Annotated in this window: 30 protein-coding genes; 29 read left to right on the forward strand and 1 reads right to left on the reverse strand. The window is 59.7% G+C overall.

The window, feature by feature from the left end; genetic code table 11:
* Positions 1-59 precede the first annotated feature (59 nt).
* Entirely contained in the window at positions 60-353 is a 294-nt protein-coding gene (locus tag N2600_RS08170) for a hypothetical protein (protein ID WP_003547528.1), read from the reverse strand.
* A gap of 497 nt (positions 354-850) precedes the next feature.
* On the opposite strand from N2600_RS08170, the gene rpsL reads away from it, so the two are divergent.
* The 29 genes from rpsL (at position 851) to rpsK (ending at position 18,341) form a co-directional block, all read left to right on the forward strand.
* Positions 851-1,222, forward strand: coding sequence for a 30S ribosomal protein S12 (gene rpsL / locus N2600_RS08175; RefSeq protein WP_003547537.1), 372 nt, complete (start codon positions 851-853; stop codon positions 1,220-1,222).
* 77 nt (positions 1,223-1,299) lie between these two features.
* Positions 1,300-1,770, forward strand: a complete 471-nt coding sequence (gene rpsG, locus N2600_RS08180) for a 30S ribosomal protein S7 (RefSeq protein ID WP_003547538.1) — start codon at positions 1,300-1,302, stop codon at positions 1,768-1,770.
* A 29-nt stretch (positions 1,771-1,799) separates the two neighbouring features.
* Entirely contained in the window at positions 1,800-3,899 is a 2,100-nt protein-coding gene (gene fusA, locus N2600_RS08185; RefSeq protein ID WP_017963905.1) for an elongation factor G, read from the forward strand.
* Positions 3,900-3,966: 67 nt separating this feature from the next.
* A complete protein-coding gene (gene tuf, locus N2600_RS08190) occupies positions 3,967-5,142 on the forward strand; it encodes an elongation factor Tu (protein ID WP_017963897.1) in 1,176 nt (391 codons plus the stop codon).
* Between the two features lie 154 nt (positions 5,143-5,296).
* Complete coding sequence (gene rpsJ, locus N2600_RS08195; RefSeq protein ID WP_003547547.1) at positions 5,297-5,605, forward strand: 30S ribosomal protein S10; 309 nt, start codon at positions 5,297-5,299, stop codon at positions 5,603-5,605.
* Positions 5,606-5,644: 39 nt separating this feature from the next.
* Positions 5,645-6,286, forward strand: coding sequence for a 50S ribosomal protein L3 (rplC, locus tag N2600_RS08200; RefSeq protein WP_003547548.1), 642 nt, complete (start codon positions 5,645-5,647; stop codon positions 6,284-6,286).
* A gap of 13 nt (positions 6,287-6,299) precedes the next feature.
* Complete coding sequence (gene rplD / locus N2600_RS08205; protein ID WP_260298572.1) at positions 6,300-6,920, forward strand: 50S ribosomal protein L4; 621 nt, start codon at positions 6,300-6,302, stop codon at positions 6,918-6,920.
* Positions 6,917-7,210 (forward strand): 50S ribosomal protein L23, encoded by a 294-nt coding sequence (locus N2600_RS08210; protein ID WP_003547550.1) that lies wholly within the window; start codon positions 6,917-6,919, stop codon positions 7,208-7,210. Before rplD ends, N2600_RS08210 begins: the two co-directional genes overlap by 4 nt.
* Before the next feature lie 11 nt (positions 7,211-7,221).
* Positions 7,222-8,058, forward strand: a complete 837-nt coding sequence (rplB, locus tag N2600_RS08215) for a 50S ribosomal protein L2 (RefSeq protein ID WP_003547551.1) — start codon at positions 7,222-7,224, stop codon at positions 8,056-8,058.
* Between the two features lie 15 nt (positions 8,059-8,073).
* Positions 8,074-8,352, forward strand: coding sequence for a 30S ribosomal protein S19 (gene rpsS / locus N2600_RS08220; RefSeq protein WP_003547552.1), 279 nt, complete (start codon positions 8,074-8,076; stop codon positions 8,350-8,352).
* Between the two features lie 2 nt (positions 8,353-8,354).
* Positions 8,355-8,744: a 50S ribosomal protein L22 gene (gene rplV, locus N2600_RS08225; RefSeq protein WP_003547553.1), complete on the forward strand. Its 390-nt coding sequence runs from the start codon at positions 8,355-8,357 to the stop codon at positions 8,742-8,744.
* Positions 8,744-9,475 (forward strand): 30S ribosomal protein S3, encoded by a 732-nt coding sequence (gene rpsC, locus N2600_RS08230; RefSeq protein ID WP_003547554.1) that lies wholly within the window; start codon positions 8,744-8,746, stop codon positions 9,473-9,475. The genes rplV and rpsC overlap by 1 nt, the downstream gene beginning before the upstream one ends.
* Before the next feature lie 36 nt (positions 9,476-9,511).
* Positions 9,512-9,925, forward strand: coding sequence for a 50S ribosomal protein L16 (gene rplP / locus N2600_RS08235; protein WP_003547555.1), 414 nt, complete (start codon positions 9,512-9,514; stop codon positions 9,923-9,925).
* A gap of 12 nt (positions 9,926-9,937) precedes the next feature.
* Positions 9,938-10,138, forward strand: a complete 201-nt coding sequence (gene rpmC, locus N2600_RS08240; RefSeq protein ID WP_003558545.1) for a 50S ribosomal protein L29 — start codon at positions 9,938-9,940, stop codon at positions 10,136-10,138.
* Between the two features lie 12 nt (positions 10,139-10,150).
* A complete protein-coding gene (gene rpsQ / locus N2600_RS08245) occupies positions 10,151-10,390 on the forward strand; it encodes a 30S ribosomal protein S17 (protein ID WP_003547557.1) in 240 nt (79 codons plus the stop codon).
* Positions 10,391-10,648: 258 nt separating this feature from the next.
* Complete coding sequence (gene rplN, locus N2600_RS08250; protein WP_003547558.1) at positions 10,649-11,017, forward strand: 50S ribosomal protein L14; 369 nt, start codon at positions 10,649-10,651, stop codon at positions 11,015-11,017.
* 11 nt (positions 11,018-11,028) lie between these two features.
* Entirely contained in the window at positions 11,029-11,337 is a 309-nt protein-coding gene (gene rplX, locus N2600_RS08255) for a 50S ribosomal protein L24 (RefSeq protein WP_003547559.1), read from the forward strand.
* Positions 11,330-11,887 carry a 50S ribosomal protein L5 gene (rplE, locus tag N2600_RS08260; protein WP_260298573.1) on the forward strand — a complete coding sequence of 186 codons (558 nt, stop codon included), beginning with the start codon at positions 11,330-11,332 and terminating at the stop codon, positions 11,885-11,887. Before rplX ends, rplE begins: the two co-directional genes overlap by 8 nt.
* 32 nt (positions 11,888-11,919) lie before the next feature.
* Complete coding sequence (gene rpsN / locus N2600_RS08265; protein ID WP_003547561.1) at positions 11,920-12,225, forward strand: 30S ribosomal protein S14; 306 nt, start codon at positions 11,920-11,922, stop codon at positions 12,223-12,225.
* A 12-nt stretch (positions 12,226-12,237) separates the two neighbouring features.
* Entirely contained in the window at positions 12,238-12,636 is a 399-nt protein-coding gene (gene rpsH / locus N2600_RS08270; protein ID WP_003547562.1) for a 30S ribosomal protein S8, read from the forward strand.
* Positions 12,637-12,678: 42 nt separating this feature from the next.
* Positions 12,679-13,212, forward strand: coding sequence for a 50S ribosomal protein L6 (gene rplF, locus N2600_RS08275; RefSeq protein WP_017963907.1), 534 nt, complete (start codon positions 12,679-12,681; stop codon positions 13,210-13,212).
* Positions 13,213-13,224: 12 nt separating this feature from the next.
* Entirely contained in the window at positions 13,225-13,587 is a 363-nt protein-coding gene (gene rplR, locus N2600_RS08280; RefSeq protein WP_003547564.1) for a 50S ribosomal protein L18, read from the forward strand.
* A 131-nt stretch (positions 13,588-13,718) separates the two neighbouring features.
* A complete protein-coding gene (gene rpsE, locus N2600_RS08285) occupies positions 13,719-14,288 on the forward strand; it encodes a 30S ribosomal protein S5 (RefSeq protein WP_017963908.1) in 570 nt (189 codons plus the stop codon).
* Positions 14,289-14,302: 14 nt separating this feature from the next.
* Positions 14,303-14,512, forward strand: a complete 210-nt coding sequence (gene rpmD / locus N2600_RS08290; RefSeq protein WP_003547566.1) for a 50S ribosomal protein L30 — start codon at positions 14,303-14,305, stop codon at positions 14,510-14,512.
* 16 nt (positions 14,513-14,528) lie between these two features.
* Entirely contained in the window at positions 14,529-15,005 is a 477-nt protein-coding gene (rplO, locus tag N2600_RS08295) for a 50S ribosomal protein L15 (protein ID WP_260298574.1), read from the forward strand.
* Positions 15,006-15,239: 234 nt separating this feature from the next.
* On the forward strand, positions 15,240-16,580 hold the full coding sequence (secY, locus tag N2600_RS08300; protein ID WP_018067985.1) for a preprotein translocase subunit SecY: 1,341 nt from the start codon (positions 15,240-15,242) through the stop codon (positions 16,578-16,580).
* Positions 16,577-17,227 (forward strand): adenylate kinase, encoded by a 651-nt coding sequence (locus N2600_RS08305; protein WP_131589481.1) that lies wholly within the window; start codon positions 16,577-16,579, stop codon positions 17,225-17,227. Before secY ends, N2600_RS08305 begins: the two co-directional genes overlap by 4 nt.
* 222 nt (positions 17,228-17,449) lie before the next feature.
* A complete protein-coding gene (gene rpsM, locus N2600_RS08310) occupies positions 17,450-17,818 on the forward strand; it encodes a 30S ribosomal protein S13 (RefSeq protein ID WP_003573772.1) in 369 nt (122 codons plus the stop codon).
* Positions 17,819-17,951: 133 nt separating this feature from the next.
* Complete coding sequence (gene rpsK, locus N2600_RS08315) at positions 17,952-18,341, forward strand: 30S ribosomal protein S11 (protein ID WP_003547577.1); 390 nt, start codon at positions 17,952-17,954, stop codon at positions 18,339-18,341.
* The last annotated feature ends 81 nt before the right edge of the window (positions 18,342-18,422 follow it).

Genomic DNA, 18,422 nt, shown 5'->3' on the forward strand with positions numbered 1-18,422 from the left:
GGCGGGGAGGGAAGCTGCTTTCGCTCATGCTGCCTTGACTGCGTAAGCGGCGGCTCCCTTCAGTTGAACCGGATGATCGCGACTTCGCCTTCGACGGCTCCCTGGTAGGCAGAGGCGTGCGGCTCTTCGGCCGGGACCTCGGTCAGCATGCCGATCTGGTCGAGATCGGCCTCGATGAAGCCTTCCTCGGCAAGGGCGTTCAAGGCCTCGCGTACGGCAGTGTCGTCGTCAGGCGCCTTCAGCATGATGTGCAGGTCGATACCTTCGCTGGCGTCGGACTCGTAGCCCTTGCCGATGATGATGAAGATCATCGGGCCGTCGAAATTATTGTCGTTATCAGGTGTCGTGATCATCGCCTGTCCTTCGGCTCTTTGACGATTCGGTCGCTCGAATCCCGCGGTGAGGGCCGAACGTCGCAATTGCTGATTCCTTAACTGCTTTTGCTGCAATGCCCAAGTTTTTATGTTCGAGCACGGCCGTGATTTCGTCTAGAAGGATGAAACAGGGCGTTCGGCCGGCATATCAAGGCGATACGGCGAGTTTATTTCTTAACCGGCCTTGACGAGACGGGTGGAAACCAGTAGTACCCCGGCCATCAGATCCCATGTGAGGCTTGGCTGTTCGGGGCGACTCGCCCTGAAGTTCACCTCAAACAAGGTTCTAAACGCACGTTGAAGTCATGATGCTGCACGCACGACGCATGTTCTATGCGTCCTCTGCTCCTTGTGGTCCATCTGCGGAAGCGGATCGGGCCATATTTTGCGCATTGACGGAAAGCGTACGTCACTGCCGGAGACGGCGCGAGTTCAAGCCCGCAAGGGTACTGAGATAAAACGTAAGGGATGGTTGAATGCCTACCGTAAACCAGCTGATCCGCAAGCCTCGCCAGGCGAACGTAAAGCGTAACAAGGTTCCCGCACTCCAGGAGAACCCGCAGAAGCGCGGCGTTTGCACGCGCGTCTACACGACGACGCCGAAGAAGCCGAACTCGGCTCTGCGTAAGGTCGCAAAGATCCGCCTGACCAACGGCTTCGAAGTCATTGGTTACATCCCCGGCGAAGGTCACAACCTTCAGGAACACTCTGTCGTCATGATCCGTGGCGGCCGCGTCAAGGACCTTCCGGGTGTCCGTTATCACATCATCCGCGGCGTTCTCGATACCCAGGGTGTCAAGAACCGCAAGCAGCGCCGCTCCAAGTACGGCGCGAAGCGTCCGAAGTAATTCGGGTTTTGAATAATCCGGCGCTGCGCGAGGTCCTCCGCGTCATGAAGCGCCTTAACGGTTGAAGAGACAAAAGTATGTCCAGACGTCATAAAGCAGAAAAGCGCGAGATCAATCCGGACCCGAAGTTCGGCGATCTCGTCGTCACCAAGTTCATGAATGCCATCATGCTCGACGGCAAGAAGTCCGTTGCTGAAAACATCGTCTACGGTGCGTTCGACGTCGTCCACGGCAAGTCCAAGCAGGAGCCGCTCACGGTATTCCATTCTGCACTTGAGAACATTGCCCCGCACGTTGAAGTTCGCTCGCGTCGTGTCGGTGGTGCGACCTATCAGGTCCCCGTCGATGTTCGTCCGGAGCGCCGCCAGGCTCTTGCTATTCGCTGGCTGATCGCTGCTGCCCGCAAGCGCAATGAAACGACTATGGTTGACCGCCTTTCCGGCGAGCTGCTCGATGCGTCCAACAACCGCGGCTCCGCCGTCAAGAAGCGCGAAGACACGCACAAGATGGCTGACGCCAACCGCGCGTTCTCGCACTATCGCTGGTAATTCCGAACGGTATCGAAAGGCAGTCCACAATGGCTCGCGAATATAAAATCGAAGACTACCGCAATTTCGGTATCATGGCGCATATCGACGCCGGCAAGACCACGACCACCGAGCGTATTCTTTATTACACCGGCAAGTCGCACAAGATCGGCGAAGTCCACGACGGCGCAGCCACCATGGACTGGATGGAGCAGGAGCAGGAGCGTGGCATCACGATCACCTCTGCTGCCACCACGACCTACTGGAAGGGCCGTGACGGCAAAATGCGCCGCTTCAACATCATCGACACTCCCGGCCACGTCGACTTCACCATTGAAGTCGAGCGTTCGCTGCGCGTTCTCGACGGCGCCATCGCGCTGCTCGACGCTAACGCCGGTGTTGAGCCGCAGACGGAAACCGTCTGGCGTCAGGCCGAGAAGTACAATGTCCCGCGGATGATCTTCTGCAACAAGATGGACAAGACCGGTGCGGACTTCTACCGCTCCGTCGAGATGATCAAGACCCGTCTCGGTGCAACGGCTGTCGTTATGCAGCTGCCGATCGGTGCGGAGACCGAATTCAAGGGCGTCATCGACCTGGTCGAGATGAACGCACTCATCTGGCGCGACGAGTCGCTCGGCGCCCAGTGGGATGTCGTCGAGATCCCCGAGGACATGAAGGCCAAGGCTGAGGAATATCGCGAAAAGCTGATCGAGACGGTCGTCGACATCGACGAAGCCGCCACCGAAGCTTACCTCGAAGGCATTCTGCCGGACAACGATCAGATCCGTGCGCTGGTTCGCCGCGGCACGATCGACGTCAAGTTCCACCCGATGTTCTGCGGCACCGCCTTCAAGAACAAGGGCGTGCAGCCGCTGCTCGACGCCGTCGTCGACTACCTGCCGTCGCCGATGGACATCCCGGCGATCAAGGGCATCGACTTCAAGACGGAAGCCGAAATCGAGCGTCATGCCGACGACAGCGAGCCGCTTTCCATGCTCGCCTTCAAGATCATGAACGACCCCTTCGTCGGTTCGCTGACCTTCGCCCGCATCTACTCCGGCAAGCTCGAAAAGGGCGCGTCGGTCATCAACACGGTCAAGGACAAGCGCGAGCGCGTCGGCCGCATGCTGCAGATGCACTCCAACTCGCGTGAAGACATCGAAGAAGCCTTCGCAGGCGACATCGTGGCTCTCGCCGGCCTCAAGGAAACCACGACGGGCGACACGCTCTGCGATCCGCTGAAGCCGGTTATCCTCGAGCGCATGGAATTCCCGGAGCCGGTCATCCAGATCGCCATCGAGCCGAAGACCAAGGGCGACCAGGAAAAGATGGGCCTTGCGCTCAACCGCCTGGCTGCTGAAGATCCGTCCTTCCGTGTCAAGACCGACCAGGAATCAGGCCAGACCATCATCGCCGGCATGGGCGAACTGCATCTCGACATCATCGTCGACCGCATGCGTCGTGAATTCAAGGTCGAAGCAACCGTCGGCGCGCCGCAGGTTGCCTACCGTGAAACCATCACCCGGAGGCATGAAGAAGACTACACCCACAAGAAGCAGTCCGGTGGTACCGGCCAGTTCGCGCGCGTCAAGATCGTCTTCGAACCGAACCCGGAAGGCGACGAATTCAAGTTCGAATCGAAGATCGTCGGCGGTTCCGTTCCGAAGGAATACATCCCCGGCGTTCAGAAGGGCATCGAAAGCGTTCTGTCTTCGGGTCCGCTCGCAGGCTTCCCGATGCTCGGCGTCAAGGCAACCCTCATCGATGGCGCCTTCCACGACGTCGACTCTTCGGTTCTCGCCTTCGAAATCGCATCGCGTGCCTGCTTCCGTGAAGCAGCCAAAAAGGCCGGCGCTCAGCTGCTCGAGCCGATGATGAGGGTCGAAGTCGTCACCCCGGAAGATTATGTCGGCGACGTTATCGGCGACCTGAACTCCCGTCGCGGTCAGATCCAGGGCCAGGAAAGCCGCGGTATCGCCGTTGTCATCAATGCGAACGTTCCTCTCGCGAACATGTTCAAGTACGTCGACAACCTGCGCTCCATGTCCCAGGGCCGCGCCCAGTACACGATGACCTTCGATCACTATTCGCCAGTCCCGTCGAACGTCGCAACTGAAATCCAGGCAAAGTATTCCGGTCAGAAGTGACGGAATACCAATTGACCGATAACAAGAATTAGATCCCTTCGGGGACTAGCAAAACGGAGACCCGAAAATGGGAAAGAGTAAGTTTGAGCGCAACAAGCCGCACGTCAACATTGGCACGATTGGCCACGTTGACCACGGCAAGACGTCTCTGACGGCAGCGATCACGAAGTACTTCGGTGAGTACAAGGCGTACGACCAGATCGACGCGGCTCCGGAAGAAAAGGCCCGCGGCATCACGATCTCGACGGCGCACGTCGAGTATGAGACGCCGGCGCGCCACTATGCGCACGTCGACTGCCCCGGCCACGCCGACTACGTCAAGAACATGATCACCGGTGCTGCCCAGATGGACGGCGCGATCCTGGTGTGCTCGGCCGCTGACGGCCCGATGCCGCAGACGCGCGAACACATTCTGCTGGCCCGCCAGGTCGGCGTTCCGGCAATCGTGGTGTTCCTGAACAAGGTCGACCAGGTTGACGACGCCGAGCTCCTCGAACTGGTCGAGCTCGAAGTGCGCGAATTGCTGTCGTCCTACGACTTCCCGGGCGACGAAATCCCGATCGTCAAGGGTTCGGCGCTGGCTGCTCTCGAAGATTCGGACAAGAAGATCGGCGAAGACGCGATCCGCGAGCTGATGGCTGCGGTTGACGCCTATATCCCGACGCCTGAGCGTCCGATCAACCTGCCGTTCCTGCTGCCGATCGAAGACGTGTTCTCGATCTCTGGCCGCGGCACGGTTGTGACCGGCCGCGTCGAGCGTGGCATCGTCAAGGTTGGCGAAGAAGTCGAGATCGTCGGCATCCGCCCGACGACGAAGACGACGGTGACCGGCGTTGAAATGTTCCGCAAGCTGCTCGACCAGGGCCAGGCTGGCGACAACATCGGTGCGCTGATCCGCGGCGTCACCCGTGACGGCGTTGAGCGTGGCCAGATTCTGTGCAAGCCGGGTTCGGTCAAGCCGCACAAGAAGTTCATGGCTGAAGCCTACATCCTGACGAAGGAAGAGGGTGGCCGTCACACGCCGTTCTTCACCAACTACCGTCCGCAGTTCTACTTCCGCACGACCGATGTGACCGGCATCGTGACGCTGCCGGAAGGCACCGAGATGGTGATGCCGGGCGACAACGTCACGGTATCGGTCGAGCTGATCGTTCCGATCGCGATGGAAGAAAAGCTGCGCTTCGCCATCCGCGAAGGCGGCCGCACCGTCGGCGCCGGTATCGTCGCCTCGATCGTCGAGTAATTAGCGGCTGGGCCACCTGGCCCAAGGAAAGGATAGGGACGCCGATCTCGGTGTCCCTCTCGATCTTTGAAACCGGTGGCCCGCTAACGTAACTGAAGGTAAGTCGTGTCCCTAAGTGGTGACACGCGGATAACAGACACAAGGATAAAGTCGAATGAACGGCCAGAATATCCGCATCCGCCTGAAGGCGTTCGATCACCGGATTCTCGATGCCTCCACGCGCGAGATCGTATCGACGGCTAAGCGCACCGGTGCAAGCGTCCGGGGCCCCGTTCCGCTTCCGACCCGCATCGAGAAGTTTACGGTCAACCGGTCCCCGCACATCGACAAGAAGAGCCGCGAACAGTTCGAGATGCGCACGCATAAGCGCCTTCTCGATATCGTTGACCCGACCCCGCAGACGGTAGACGCGCTGATGAAGCTCGATCTCGCCGCCGGTGTCGATGTTGAGATCAAGCTCTGAGACCTCGGGTCTTCGGGCTGAGTGAGAAGGATTGAACCGATGCGTTCAGGTGTGATTGCACAGAAGGTGGGAATGACCCGCGTCTATAACGACGCCGGCGAGCATGTCCCGGTAACGGTACTGCGTATGGAAGGCTGCCAGGTCGTAGCCACGCGCACTGTCGAAAAGAATGGCTATACCGCAGTTCAGCTCGGTGCCGGCCAGGCGAAGGTGAAGAACACGTCGAAGGCGATGCGCGGCAACTTTGCCATCGCCAACGTCGAGCCGAAGGCCAAGCTGACGGAATTCCGCGTGTCGGAAGATCAGCTGCTCGAGGTCGGCACTGAGATCAAGGCGGGTCACTTTGCAGCCGGTCAGCTCGTCGACGTGACGGGCACGACGATCGGTAAGGGTTTTGCCGGCGCCATGAAGCGCCACGGTTTCGGCGGTCTGCGTGCCACGCACGGTGTGTCGGTGTCTCACCGTTCGCACGGTTCGACCGGCTCGCGCCAGGATCCGGGCAAGGTTTTCAAGAACAAGAAGATGGCTGGTCACATGGGCCAGACGCGCGTCACGACGCAGAACCTGGAAGTGGTTTCGACCGACGAAGATCGTGGTCTGATCCTGATCAAGGGTGCTGTTCCTGGTTCCAAGGGTGCTTGGATCATCGTGCGCGACGCCGTCAAGTCGGCCGCGAAGTAAGGGAGCCAGATCAATGGAATTCAACGTCAAGACCCTCGAGGGAAAAGACGCCGGGAAGGTTTCCCTTTCGGACGCGATTTTCGGCCTCGAGCCCCGCGAAGACATTCTCGCCCGCGTCATCCGCTGGCAGCTTGCCAAGAAGCAGCAGGGCACGCACAAGGCTAAGGGCCGCGCGGAAGTTTCGCGCACCGGCGCCAAGATGTACAAGCAGAAGGGTACGGGCCGCGCCCGCCACCATTCGGCTCGCGCTCCGCAGTTCCGCGGCGGCGGCAAGGCTCATGGCCCGGTCGTCCGCAGCCACGAGCACGATCTTCCGAAGAAGGTTCGTGCACTCGGCCTTCGCCACGCCCTTTCGGCCAAGATCAAGGCCGATGAGGTCATCGTCATCGACAACCTGATTGCCACCGAAGCCAAGACCAAGGCTCTCGCGTCCGTTTTCGAGACGCTCGGCCTGACCAACGCCCTCTTCATCGGCGGCGCAGAGCTTGACGGCAACTTCAAGCTCGCAGCTCAGAACATCCCAAACATCGATGTTCTGCCGATCCAGGGCATCAACGTTTACGACATCGTGCGCCGCGGCAAGCTCGTGCTTTCCAAGGCCGCGGTTGAAGCGCTAGAGGAGCGATTCAAGTGACCGATCTTCGCCACTACGATGTGATCGTCTCTCCGGCGATCACCGAAAAGTCCACGCTGGTATCCGAAAACAACCAGGTTGTTTTCAATGTCGCCAAGCAGGCGACGAAGCCGGAAATCAAGGCTGCGGTCGAGGCGCTGTTCGGCGTCAAGGTCACGGCTGTCAACACTCTGCTGCGCAAGGGCAAGACCAAGCGGTTCCGCGGTTTCGTCGGCAAGCAGAAGGACGTGAAGAAGGCTGTTGTGACGCTGGCTGAAGGCCAGACGATCGACGTCTCCACCGGTCTCTGAGGTATAAGAAAATGGCATTGAAAACTTTCAATCCGATCACCCCGAGCCAGCGCCAGCTGGTCATCGTCGACCGCTCGGCCCTCTACAAGGGCAAGCCGGTCAAGGCGCTGACGGAAGGTCTGACCAAGAGCGGCGGTCGTAACAACCTCGGCCGCATCACCGCCCGCTTCATCGGCGGTGGTCACAAGCGCACCTACCGTCTGATTGACTTCAAGCGTCGCAAGTTCGACGTCGAAGGCACGGTCGAGCGTATCGAATACGATCCGAACCGCACGGCTTTCATCGCGCTGGTGAACTATGCTGACGGCGAGAAGGCTTATATCCTCGCTCCCCAGCGTCTCGCTGCCGGTGACAAGGTTATCGCTTCCGAGAAGGCTGTCGACGTCAAGCCCGGCAACACCATGCCGCTGCAGTTCATCCCGGTCGGCTCCATCATCCACAACGTGGAAATGAAGCCGGGCAAGGGTGGTCAGATCGCTCGCTCCGCCGGTGGCTACGCACAGCTCGTCGGCCGCGACCAGGGCATGGCGATCCTTCGCCTGAACTCCGGTGAACAGCGTCTCGTTCATGGCTCCTGCCTTGCTTCGATCGGCGCCGTCTCCAACCCTGATCACGCCAACATCAACGACGGCAAGGCCGGTCGTACCGTTTGGCGCGGCAAGCGTCCGCATAACCGCGGTGTCGTCATGAACCCGGTCGACCATCCGCACGGCGGTGGCGAAGGCCGCACCTCCGGTGGTCGCCATCCGGTGACACCGTGGGGCAAGCCGACCAAGGGCAAGCGCACCCGGTCGAACAAGTCGACCGACAAGATGATCATGCGCTCGCGTCATCAGCGTAAGAAGTAAGAGAGGAAGTCTCCAATGGCTCGTTCAGTATGGAAAGGTCCGTTCGTTGACGGCTATCTTCTCAAGAAGGCTGAGAAGGTTCGTGAAGGCGGTCGCAGTGAAGTGATCAAGATCTGGAGCCGTCGCTCCACGATCCTGCCGCAGTTCGTCGGTCTCACCTTCGGCGTCTACAACGGCAGCAAGCATATCCCGGTCAGCGTCAATGAAGACATGGTCGGTCACAAATTCGGTGAATTCTCTCCGACCCGCACCTACTACGGTCACGGCGCGGACAAGAAGGCGAAGAGGAAGTAACAATGGGCAAGGCAAAAGCCGAACGCCGGCTGAAGGACAACGAGGCGCAAGCAGTCGCCCGCACGCTCCGAGTCAGCCCCCAGAAGCTCAACCTGGTTGCTGCGGCTATCCGCGGCAAGAAGGTTGAGCGCGCACTCGCTGAGCTGGAGTTCTCCCGCAAGCGCATCGCGGGCGCCGTCAAGAAGACGCTTGAATCTGCGATCGCCAACGCCGAGAACAACCACGATCTCGACGTCGACTCGCTGGTTGTCGCCGAGGCCTATGTCGGCAAGTCGATCGTCATGAAGCGTTTCCACGCTCGTGGCCGCGGTCGCGCGTCGCGCATCGAAAAGCCCTTCGCGCACCTGACGATCGTCGTTCGTGAAGTGCAGGCAGCAGAGGAGGCCGCATAATGGGTCAGAAAATCAATCCAATCGGTTTCCGTCTCGGAATCAACCGTACCTGGGATAGCCGCTGGTTTGCGGACAATGCCGAGTACGGCCAGCTGCTGCACGAAGACCTGAAGATGCGCAAGTTCGTCATGAGCGAACTGAAGCAGGCCGGGATCTCCAAGGTGGTCATCGAGCGTCCGCACAAGAAGTGCCGCGTCACGATCCACTCGGCACGTCCGGGCCTGATCATCGGCCGCAAGGGCGCAGACATCGACAAGCTCCGCAAGAAGCTGTCGGAGATGACGAATTCGGAAACGCACCTCAATATCGTCGAAGTGCGCAAGCCCGAAGTCGATGCGACGCTGGTCGCTCAGTCGATCGCCCAGCAGCTCGAGCGTCGCGTGGCTTTCCGCCGCGCCATGAAGCGCGCCGTCCAGTCGGCGATGCGTCTTGGCGCCGAAGGCATCAAGATCACCTGCGCCGGCCGTCTCGGCGGCGCTGAAATCGCCCGTACGGAATGGTACCGCGAAGGTCGTGTGCCGTTGCACACGCTGCGCGCCGACATCGACTACGGCACGGCTGAAGCAGAAACCGCATTCGGCATCTGCGGCATCAAGGTCTGGATCTTCAAGGGCGAAATCCTTGAGCATGATCCGATGGCTTCCGAGCGCCGCGCGATGGAAGGTGACGCCCAGGGTCCTGCAAGCCGTGATCGTGACCGCGACAGAGACCGTCGCCGCGACAACGCTTGATAGCGCGCGTGGCAGAGAAGTTCGGAGAATAAGAAAATGTTGCAGCCAAAGCGTACCAAGTACCGCAAGCAGTTCAAGGGCCGCATCAAGGGCGTCGCCAAGGGCGGTTCTGACCTGGCATTCGGCGAATTCGGCCTGAAGGCACAGGAACCCAACCGCGTCAATGCGCGCGAGATCGAAGCGGCCCGCCGCGCGATTACGCGTTATATGAAGCGCGCCGGCCGTGTATGGATCCGCGTGTTCCCGGACGTTCCGGTAACCAAAAAGCCGACCGAAGTCCGTATGGGTAAGGGTAAGGGCTCCGTTGAATACTGGGCATGCAAGGTCAAGCCCGGCCGTATGATGTTCGAGATCGACGGTGTCAGCGAAGAAATCGCCCGTGAGGCGCTTCGCCTCGGCTCTGCCAAGCTCTCGGTCAAGACGCGCTTCGTTCAGCGCATTGCAGAGTAAGGAATTGAGCTCATGAAAGCCTCAGATGTTCGCGCGTTCACCGCCGACCAACTCAAGGACGAGCTTGCCAAGCTGAAGAAGGAGCAGTTCAACCTGCGCTTTCAGAAGGCGACCGGCCAGCTCGAAAAGTCCTCGCGCATCAACGAAGTCCGCAAGGACATCGCCCGCGTGAAAACCATTGCCCGCCAGAAGGCGGCAGAAGTTAAGGCCTAAAGGAAGAAAAATATGCCGAAGCGCATCCTGCAGGGCGTCGTCGTTGGCGACAAGAACGAGAAGACGGTAGTGGTTCGCGTCGAGCGTCGTTTCGCTCACCCGCTGCTCCAGAAGACCGTTCGTCGATCCAAGAAGTACAAGGCCCACGACGAGAATAACCAATACAAGATCGGCGATACCGTATCCATCGAGGAATGCGCGCCGATCTCCAAGGACAAGCGCTGGACGGTGATTTCCGCCCAGGGCAAGTAACAGAATTTTGCGCGAGGCCTTGCGTCTCGCCGAAATATCTGTATGAAGCAGCGTCAGAACGCTCGAATGCCGGGCGTTCTTTTGCTTTGAGCGCACGGAAGGTCCCGTTCGGGAAACCACCCTGGCACGATCGACCCCGCGCTATTCAGCTATTGCCGCGTCTGTGCTGCCTCACGGCAGCTCGGCCGGCGAAAATTTTCATAAGCCGGAGTAGGGGGCTAGCCCAACCATTCCGGTAAACCAAGAAGGCGACCTGATATGATTCAGATGCAAACAAACCTCGACGTCGCGGATAATTCCGGCGCGCGTCGTGTCATGTGCATCAAGGTGCTGGGCGGCTCGAAGCGCAAGTATGCCTCGATCGGCGACGTCATCGTCGTTTCGATCAAGGAAGCGATCCCGCGCGGCCGTGTGAAGAAGGGTGACGTGATGAAGGCGGTTGTTGTTCGCACCGCCAAGGACATCCGTCGTGCAGATGGCTCCGTCATCCGCTTCGACACCAATGCAGCAGTCCTCATCGACAACAAGAAAGAGCCGATCGGCACCCGTATCTTCGGACCGGTTCCGCGCGAACTTCGCGCCAAGAACCACATGAAGATCATCTCGCTGGCTCCCGAAGTACTGTAAGGAGCGAAGCGATGCAGAAGATTCGTAAGGGCGACAAGGTCGTCATGCTCGCTGGCAAGGACAAGGGCCGTACCGGCGAAGTTGTTCAGGTCATGCCGAAGGAAGATCGTGCCGTTGTTCGTGGCGTCAACGTCGTCAAGCGCCACCAGCGCCAGACGCAGACCCAGGAAGCCGGCATCATCAACAAGGAAGCCCCGGTTCACCTGTCCAACGTTGCAATCATCGACAAGGACGGCAAGCCGACCCGCGTCGGTTTCAAGGTTGTTGACGGCAAGAAGGTCCGTGTGGCCAAGCGTTCTGGAGAAGTGATCGATGGCTGAGGCAAAATATGAGCCGCGGCTCAAGAAGGAATATGTCGAGCGCATCCGCAAGGCGTTGCAGGAGCAGTTCTCCTACACCAACGAGATGATGATTCCGAAGCTCGACAAGATCGTGATCAACATGGGTGTCGGCGAAGCGACCGCTGACTCGAAGAAGCCGACGGTAGCTGCTGCCGACCTCGCAGCGATCGCCGGCCAGAAGCCGGTCATCACCCGCGCACGCAACTCTATCGCAGGCTTCAAGGTCCGCGAACAGATGCCGATCGGCGCGAAGGTTACCCTGCGCGGCGCCCGCATGTACGAGTTCATGGACCGTCTCGTGAACATCGCGCTCCCGCGCGTTCGCGACTTCCGCGGCCTGAACCCGAAAAGCTTTGACGGCCGTGGCAACTTCGCCATGGGCATCAAGGAGCACATTGTGTTCCCTGAGATCAACTACGACAAGGTTGATCAGATGTGGGGCATGGACATCATCGTTTGCACGACGGCGACGACCGACGACGAAGCACGGGCTCTTCTGAAAGAGTTCAGCTTCCCGTTCCGTCAATAACCGTAACGACGAGCGTAGAAAAGGAACCTGACATGGCGAAGACAAGCGCAGTTGAAAAGAACAAGCGCCGCCGTACTACGGTCGCTAACCAGGCCGCTAAGCGGGCTGGGTTGAAGGCGATCATCATGAACCAGGCTCTTCCGATCGAAGAGCGGTTCAAGGCCTCGATCAAGCTGGCATCCCTGCCGCGTGATGGATCGAAGACCCGTATTCGCAACCGTTGCGAAGTTTCGGGGCGTCCGCGCGCATATTACCGCAAACTGCGCATGTCGCGTATTGCGCTGCGTGAACTCGGCAATCTCGGCAAGGTGCCGGGTATCGTCAAGTCGAGCTGGTAAGGAGCAGGTTACATGACAATGACTGATCCGTTGGGCGATATGCTCACTCGCATCCGTAACGGCGCTTCCCGCCGCAAGTCGTCGGTCTCGACGCCTGCTTCGAAGCTCCGTGCACGTGTTCTCGATGTTCTGCAGTCCGAAGGCTACATCCGTGGCTACTCCGTTGTCGATTTCGGCAATGGCAAGTCGGAACTCAGCATCGAGCTGAAATATTATGAAGGCGCATCGGTGATCCGTGAGATCGGCCGTGTGTCCAAGCCGGGCCGCCGGGTTTATGTCTCGGTCAAGTCCATTCCGCAGGTCGCGAACGGTCTCGGCATCACTATCCTTTCGACTCCGAAGGGTGTGATGGCCGATCACCAGGCTCGCGAACAGAACGTTGGTGGCGAGGTTCTTTGCTCGGTCTTCTAAGATCGAGCAGGGATCTCCATAGCGAACAGACAGGATTGAAACATGTCTCGTATCGGTAAAAAGCCCGTTCAGGTGCCTGCTGGGATCACGGCTACGGTCGATGGCCAGAAGGTGACTGCAAAGGGCCCGAAGGGCGAGCTGTTTTTCGTTGCTAACGACGAAATCAGCCTCAAGCTTGAAAATAACGCCGTCGTCGTGACGCCGGTGAACCAGACCAAGGATGCGCGCGCAAAGTGGGGCATGTCCCGCACGATGATCGAAGGCATCTTCAAGGGCGTCAAGGACGGTTTCGAGCGCAAGCTTGAAATCAACGGCGTTGGTTACCGCGCCGCCATGCAGGGCAAGAACCTGCAGCTGGCCCTCGGTTTCAGCCATGACGTGATCTACGAGCCGCCGGTCGGTATCTCGATCGTTGTTCCGAAGCCGACGGAAATCGTCGTCAGCGGCATCAATAAGCAGCAGGTCGGTCAGGTTGCCGCCGAAATCCGCGAATATCGCGGTCCTGAGCCCTACAAGGGCAAGGGCGTCAAATACGCTGACGAGCGGATCGTCCGCAAAGAAGGCAAGAAGAAGTAAGGATCACGCGAAATGGCTAGCAGGAAAGAAGCACTTGCACGTCGTGCCAACCGCGTGCGCCGTCATCTCAAGTCGGTGGCCAACGGCCGTCCGCGCCTGTCGGTTCATCGCTCCTCGAAGAACATCTACGCCCAGGTCATCGATGACGTGGCCGGCAAGACGCTTGCGTCTGCCTCCACCCTCGAGAAGGATCTGCGCGGTTCTCTGAAGACCGGTGCCGATACCGCCGCCGCTACTGTTGTGGGCAAGCTCCTCGCAGAGCGCGCCTCCAAGGCCGGTGTTACGGAAGTCGTGTTCGACCGTGGCGCCTTCATCTATCACGGCCGCATCAAGGCTCTCGCCGAAGCGGCCCGCGAAGGCGGTCTCACCTTCTGATCAGTTTCCGGCCGGAAGCCTCAGGCGCCGGCCGGATTTTCGCCGGACCGCAGGCGCTCTCCGAAAGGGGAGGCTGATGCGGTCCACATTTGTTTGCCGATTGCACCCGGAAAAGAAAAAGGAAGAGGACAATGGCACAGGAAAGAAGGCCGCAGCGGGACGACCGCCAGAGCCGCGAAGAGCGCGATAGCGAATTCGTCGACAAGCTTGTCGCGATCAACCGCGTCGCCAAGGTCGTCAAGGGCGGCCGTCGTTTTGGTTTCGCAGCACTCGTCGTCGTTGGCGACCAGAAGGGCCGCGTCGGCTTCGGCCATGGCAAGGCACGTGAAGTGCCGGAAGCCATCCGCAAGGCAACCGAAGCCGCCAAGCGCGAACTGATCTTCGTACCGCTGCGTGACGGTCGTACGCTGCATCACGACGTCCATGGCCGCCATGGCGCCGGCAAGGTTCTGCTGCGCTCGGCCAAGGTTGGTACCGGCATCATCGCCGGTGGTCCGATGCGCGCCGTATTCGAGACGCTCGGCATGCATGACGTCGTCGCCAAGTCGACCGGTTCGTCGAACCCCTATAACATGGTTCGCGCCACCTTCGACGCTCTGAAGCACCAGGTTCACCCGAAGGACATCGCAGCTCAGCGCGGCATCAAGTATGCAACGCTGCAGGCTCGTCGTGGCGCCTCCGGCAACGCCTCTGAAGAATAAGAGGAGTTTGACAGATGGCCAAGGCTACCAAGAAGGCTGAAGCGAAGACTGTCACGATCGAACAGATCGGCAGCCCGATCCGCCGTCCGGATGTCCAGCAGCGCACGCTGATCGGTCTCGGACTGAACAAGATGCACCGTCGCCGCACGCTGGAGGATACCCCTTCCGTTCGTGGCATGATCCGTGCTGTCCAGCATCTCGTTCGCGTCGTCGACGAGAAGTGAGACGGAGGAAACGCTCATGAAACTCAATGAAATCAAGGACAATGAAGGCTCGACACACAGCCGCAAGCGCCTCGGCCGCGGTATCGGCTCGGGCTCGGGCAAGACTGGTGGTCGCGGCGTGAAGGGTCAGAAGTCCCGTTCGGGCGTCGCCATCAATGGCTTCGAAGGCGGCCAGATGCCGATCTATCGTCGCCTGCCGAAGCGCGGTTTCAACAACATTTTCGCTTCCGATTTTGTTGTCGTGTCGCTGGCCCGTATTCAGACGGCGATCGACGCCGGCAAGCTCGATGCCAAGACGACCGTTGACGCAGCTGCGCTCAAGGCTGCTGGTGTCATCCGTCGCGTCAAGGATGGCGTTCGCGTTCTCGCCGACGGCGAGATCAAGGCCAAGATCACCATCGTCGTTGCAGGCGCTTCCAAGCCTGCCCTCGAGAAGATCGAAAAGGCCGGCGGCACCGTGACGCTGCTTTCGGCTCCGGCTGCAGCCGAATAATAAACTGATGATATATCGCCCGGGGTGCTTCACACCGGGCGATTTTGCTCCCATATGTGGGCCTCACAAAAACTTGGCTGGCGCGCCCGCGTCATGCCGGTAAGACTCGAAAACAAGGGTGAGGCATGGGGTTGCGCCGCAATCCGTCCTGAGCCCGGTTTTGAATAATTTCATACTGATTCCGGGTCCGGTCTGTCCCCCAGAGACGCCGGAATTGGTAGCGCGGAGAAACGCATGGCTTCTGCAGCGGAACAATTGGCATCCAACCTCAATTTTTCGACCTTCGCCAAAGCCGAGGATTTGAAGAAGCGCTTGTGGTTCACACTGGCCGCTCTCCTCGTCTACCGACTTGGCACGCATATTCCGCTTCCGGGTCTCAATCCCGAAGCCTATGCCCAGGCTTTCCGCGGCCAGGCAGGTGGCATTCTCGGCCTTTTCAACATGTTCTCGGGCGGCGCTGTTCAGCGCATGGCGATCTTCGCGCTCGGCATAATGCCCTATATCTCCGCTTCGATCATCGTGCAGCTCATGACCTCGGTCGTGCCGGCGCTCGAAAACCTCAAGAAGGAAGGCGAGCAGGGCCGTAAGATCATCAACCAGTATACCCGCTATGGTACCGTCATCCTTGGCGCGCTCCAGGCCTATGGCATTGCCGCCGGCCTTGAGAGTGGCCAGGGCCTCGTCGTCGAGCCGGGCTGGTTCTTCCGTGTTTCCACCGTTCTGACGCTGCTCGGCGGTACGATGTTCCTGATGTGGCTCGGCGAGCAGATCACCTCGCGTGGCATCGGCAACGGCATCTCGCTGATCATTTTCGCCGGCATCGCCGCCGGCCTTCCCACAGCTCTTGCCGGCACGCTCGAACTCGGCCGCACCGGTGCGCTGTCGACCTTCCTCATCCTGCTGGTCATCATCGTCGCGATCGCCGTCATCGGCATCATCGTCTTCGTCGAGCGCGCCCAGCGCCGGCTGCTGATTCAGTATCCGAAGCGTCAGGTTGGTAATCGGATGTTCCAGGGCGATACTTCGCACCTGCCGCTCAAGCTCAACACATCAGGTGTCATTCCGGCGATCTTCGCATCGTCGCTGCTGCTGCTGCCGGCAACGGTCGCGGGTTTCGCCAACACTTCGGCAATGCCCTCCTGGGTGACTTCGATCGTCGCGGCCCTTGGCCACGGTCAGCCGCTCTACATGGTGCTGTACGGCGCGCTGATCGCCTTCTTCGCCTTCTTCTATACGGCCATTGTCTTCAATCCGAAGGACACGGCCGACAATCTGAAGAAGCATGGCGGCTTCATTCCCGGCATCCGTCCGGGCGAGCGCACCGCCGAATATATCGACTACGTGCTGACCCGGATCACGGTGATCGGCGCAATCTATCTCGTCTTCGTCTGCATCCTTCCGGAGATCTTGGTGTCGCAAACCGGCATCCCATTATCCCTTGGTGGGACTTCGCTTTTGATCGTGGTTAGCGTAACTCTTGATACGGTTGCACAGATCCAGGGTCACCTGATCGCGCAGCAATACGAAGGCCTGATCAAGAAATCGAAGTTGCGTGGAGGAAAGAGGGGGCGATGAGACTTATCCTTTTGGGGCCGCCGGGCGCGGGTAAGGGAACCCAGGCCCAGCGGATCGTGGAAAAGCACGGCATTCCGCAGCTTTCCACGGGGGACATGCTGCGTGCAGCGGTCAACGCCGGCACGGATGTCGGCAAGCGCGCGAAGGCGGTCATGGACGCCGGCAAGCTCGTCTCGGATGAGATCGTCATTGCCATCGTTTCCGAGCGTATCGATCAACCCGATTGCGTGAACGGCTTCATTCTCGACGGCTTCCCCAGGACGCTCGTCCAGGCTGATGCTACCGAGGCGATGCTGAAGGCAAAGGGTCTCGGCCTCTCCGTCGTCATTGAATTCCGTGTCGATGATGATGAGTTGATTCGACGTGTTGCCGGTCGCTACTCCTGTGCACAGTGTGGCAGCGTCTATCACGATACCGATAAGGTTCCGGCTGCTGAGGGCGTGTGCGACAAGTGCGGTTCGACGCACTTCAAGCGCCGTCCTGATGACACTCCGGAGACCATGACGGCCCGGCTGCAGGTCTACTACAAGGAAACCTCGCCGCTGATCGGCTATTACCATGCCAAGGGCAAACTGAAGTCCGTGGACGGCATGGCCGAGATCGATCAGGTGACGGCCGAGGTCGAAAGCATTCTTTCCAAGCTTTAAGGCTTTGAAAATAAACTTGGCGGAACGGTTGCTTTTCAGCAGTGATTCCGCTAAACACCGCGCCAACTCGCGACATTCCATGCGATCGGCGCGGATTTCCCAAGGAAGTCCGGGTGCGGTCGTTTTGACATGTTACGGACGTAAATCTGAACGGGCGGTTCTCAAGAGCCGCATAACGAAGCCCACTTGCCGGATGGCAACTGGAATGCAAGGAGAACAGGCGTGGCACGTATCGCTGGCGTCAACATCCCGACTGCGAAGCGCGTTGTTATCGCGCTGACCTACATTCACGGGATCGGTCCGAAATTCGCACAGGAAATCGTCGAAAAGGTCGGTATCCCGGCCGAACGTCGTGTGCATCAGCTGACGGACGCAGAAGTCCTTCAGATCCGCGAAGCCATCGACCGCGACTATCAGGTCGAAGGCGATCTTCGTCGCGATACCGCGATGAACATCAAGCGCCTGATGGACCTCGGCTGCTACCGCGGCCTGCGTCATCGCCGCGGCCTTCCGGTCCGCGGTCAGCGCACGCACACCAATGCCCGCACCCGCAAGGGCCCGGCAAAGGCAATCGCTGGCAAGAAGAAGTAATTTCCGGGAAACCGGGGTAAGGAGGCTGGTGGTATGCGCCGGCCTCTTTTGAGTTTGGTGCGGGACCATATAGGCGCCGTTCCGGTGTAGCCGCTGGCATTACGGCGGTGAAGAGATCAACGAAAGGAATACCATGGCTAAGGAAGCCGTCCGCGTTCGCCGTCGCGAGCGCAAGAATATCTCGTCGGGTGTCGCTCACGTCAACTCGACCTTCAACAACACGATGATCACTATCACCGATGCGCAGGGCAATGCGATCGCCTGGTCGTCGGCTGGCGCCAAGGGCTTTAAGGGCTCGCGCAAGTCGACCCCGTTCGCTGCCCAGATCGCTGCCGAAGACTGCGCCAAGAAGGCCCAGGAGCACGGTATGAAGTCGCTGGAAGTCGAAGTCTGCGGTCCGGGTTCGGGTCGTGAATCGGCTCTGCGCGCGCTCCAGGCTGCAGGTTTCATGATCACGTCCATCCGCGACGTGACCCCGATCCCGCACAATGGCTGCCGTCCGCGCAAGAAGCGCCGCGTCTGATCATCGCTCTCGTCACCGGTGAGCGCTTGCGCGTTCCCGGTGGTTTTCAAGCTCGGTTGCCACGATTGGATGGTGGCAACG

Origin of the sequence: Rhizobium sp. WSM1274, from assembly GCF_025200775.1 — a bacterium.
Lineage (GTDB): Bacteria > Pseudomonadota > Alphaproteobacteria > Rhizobiales > Rhizobiaceae > Rhizobium > Rhizobium leguminosarum_I.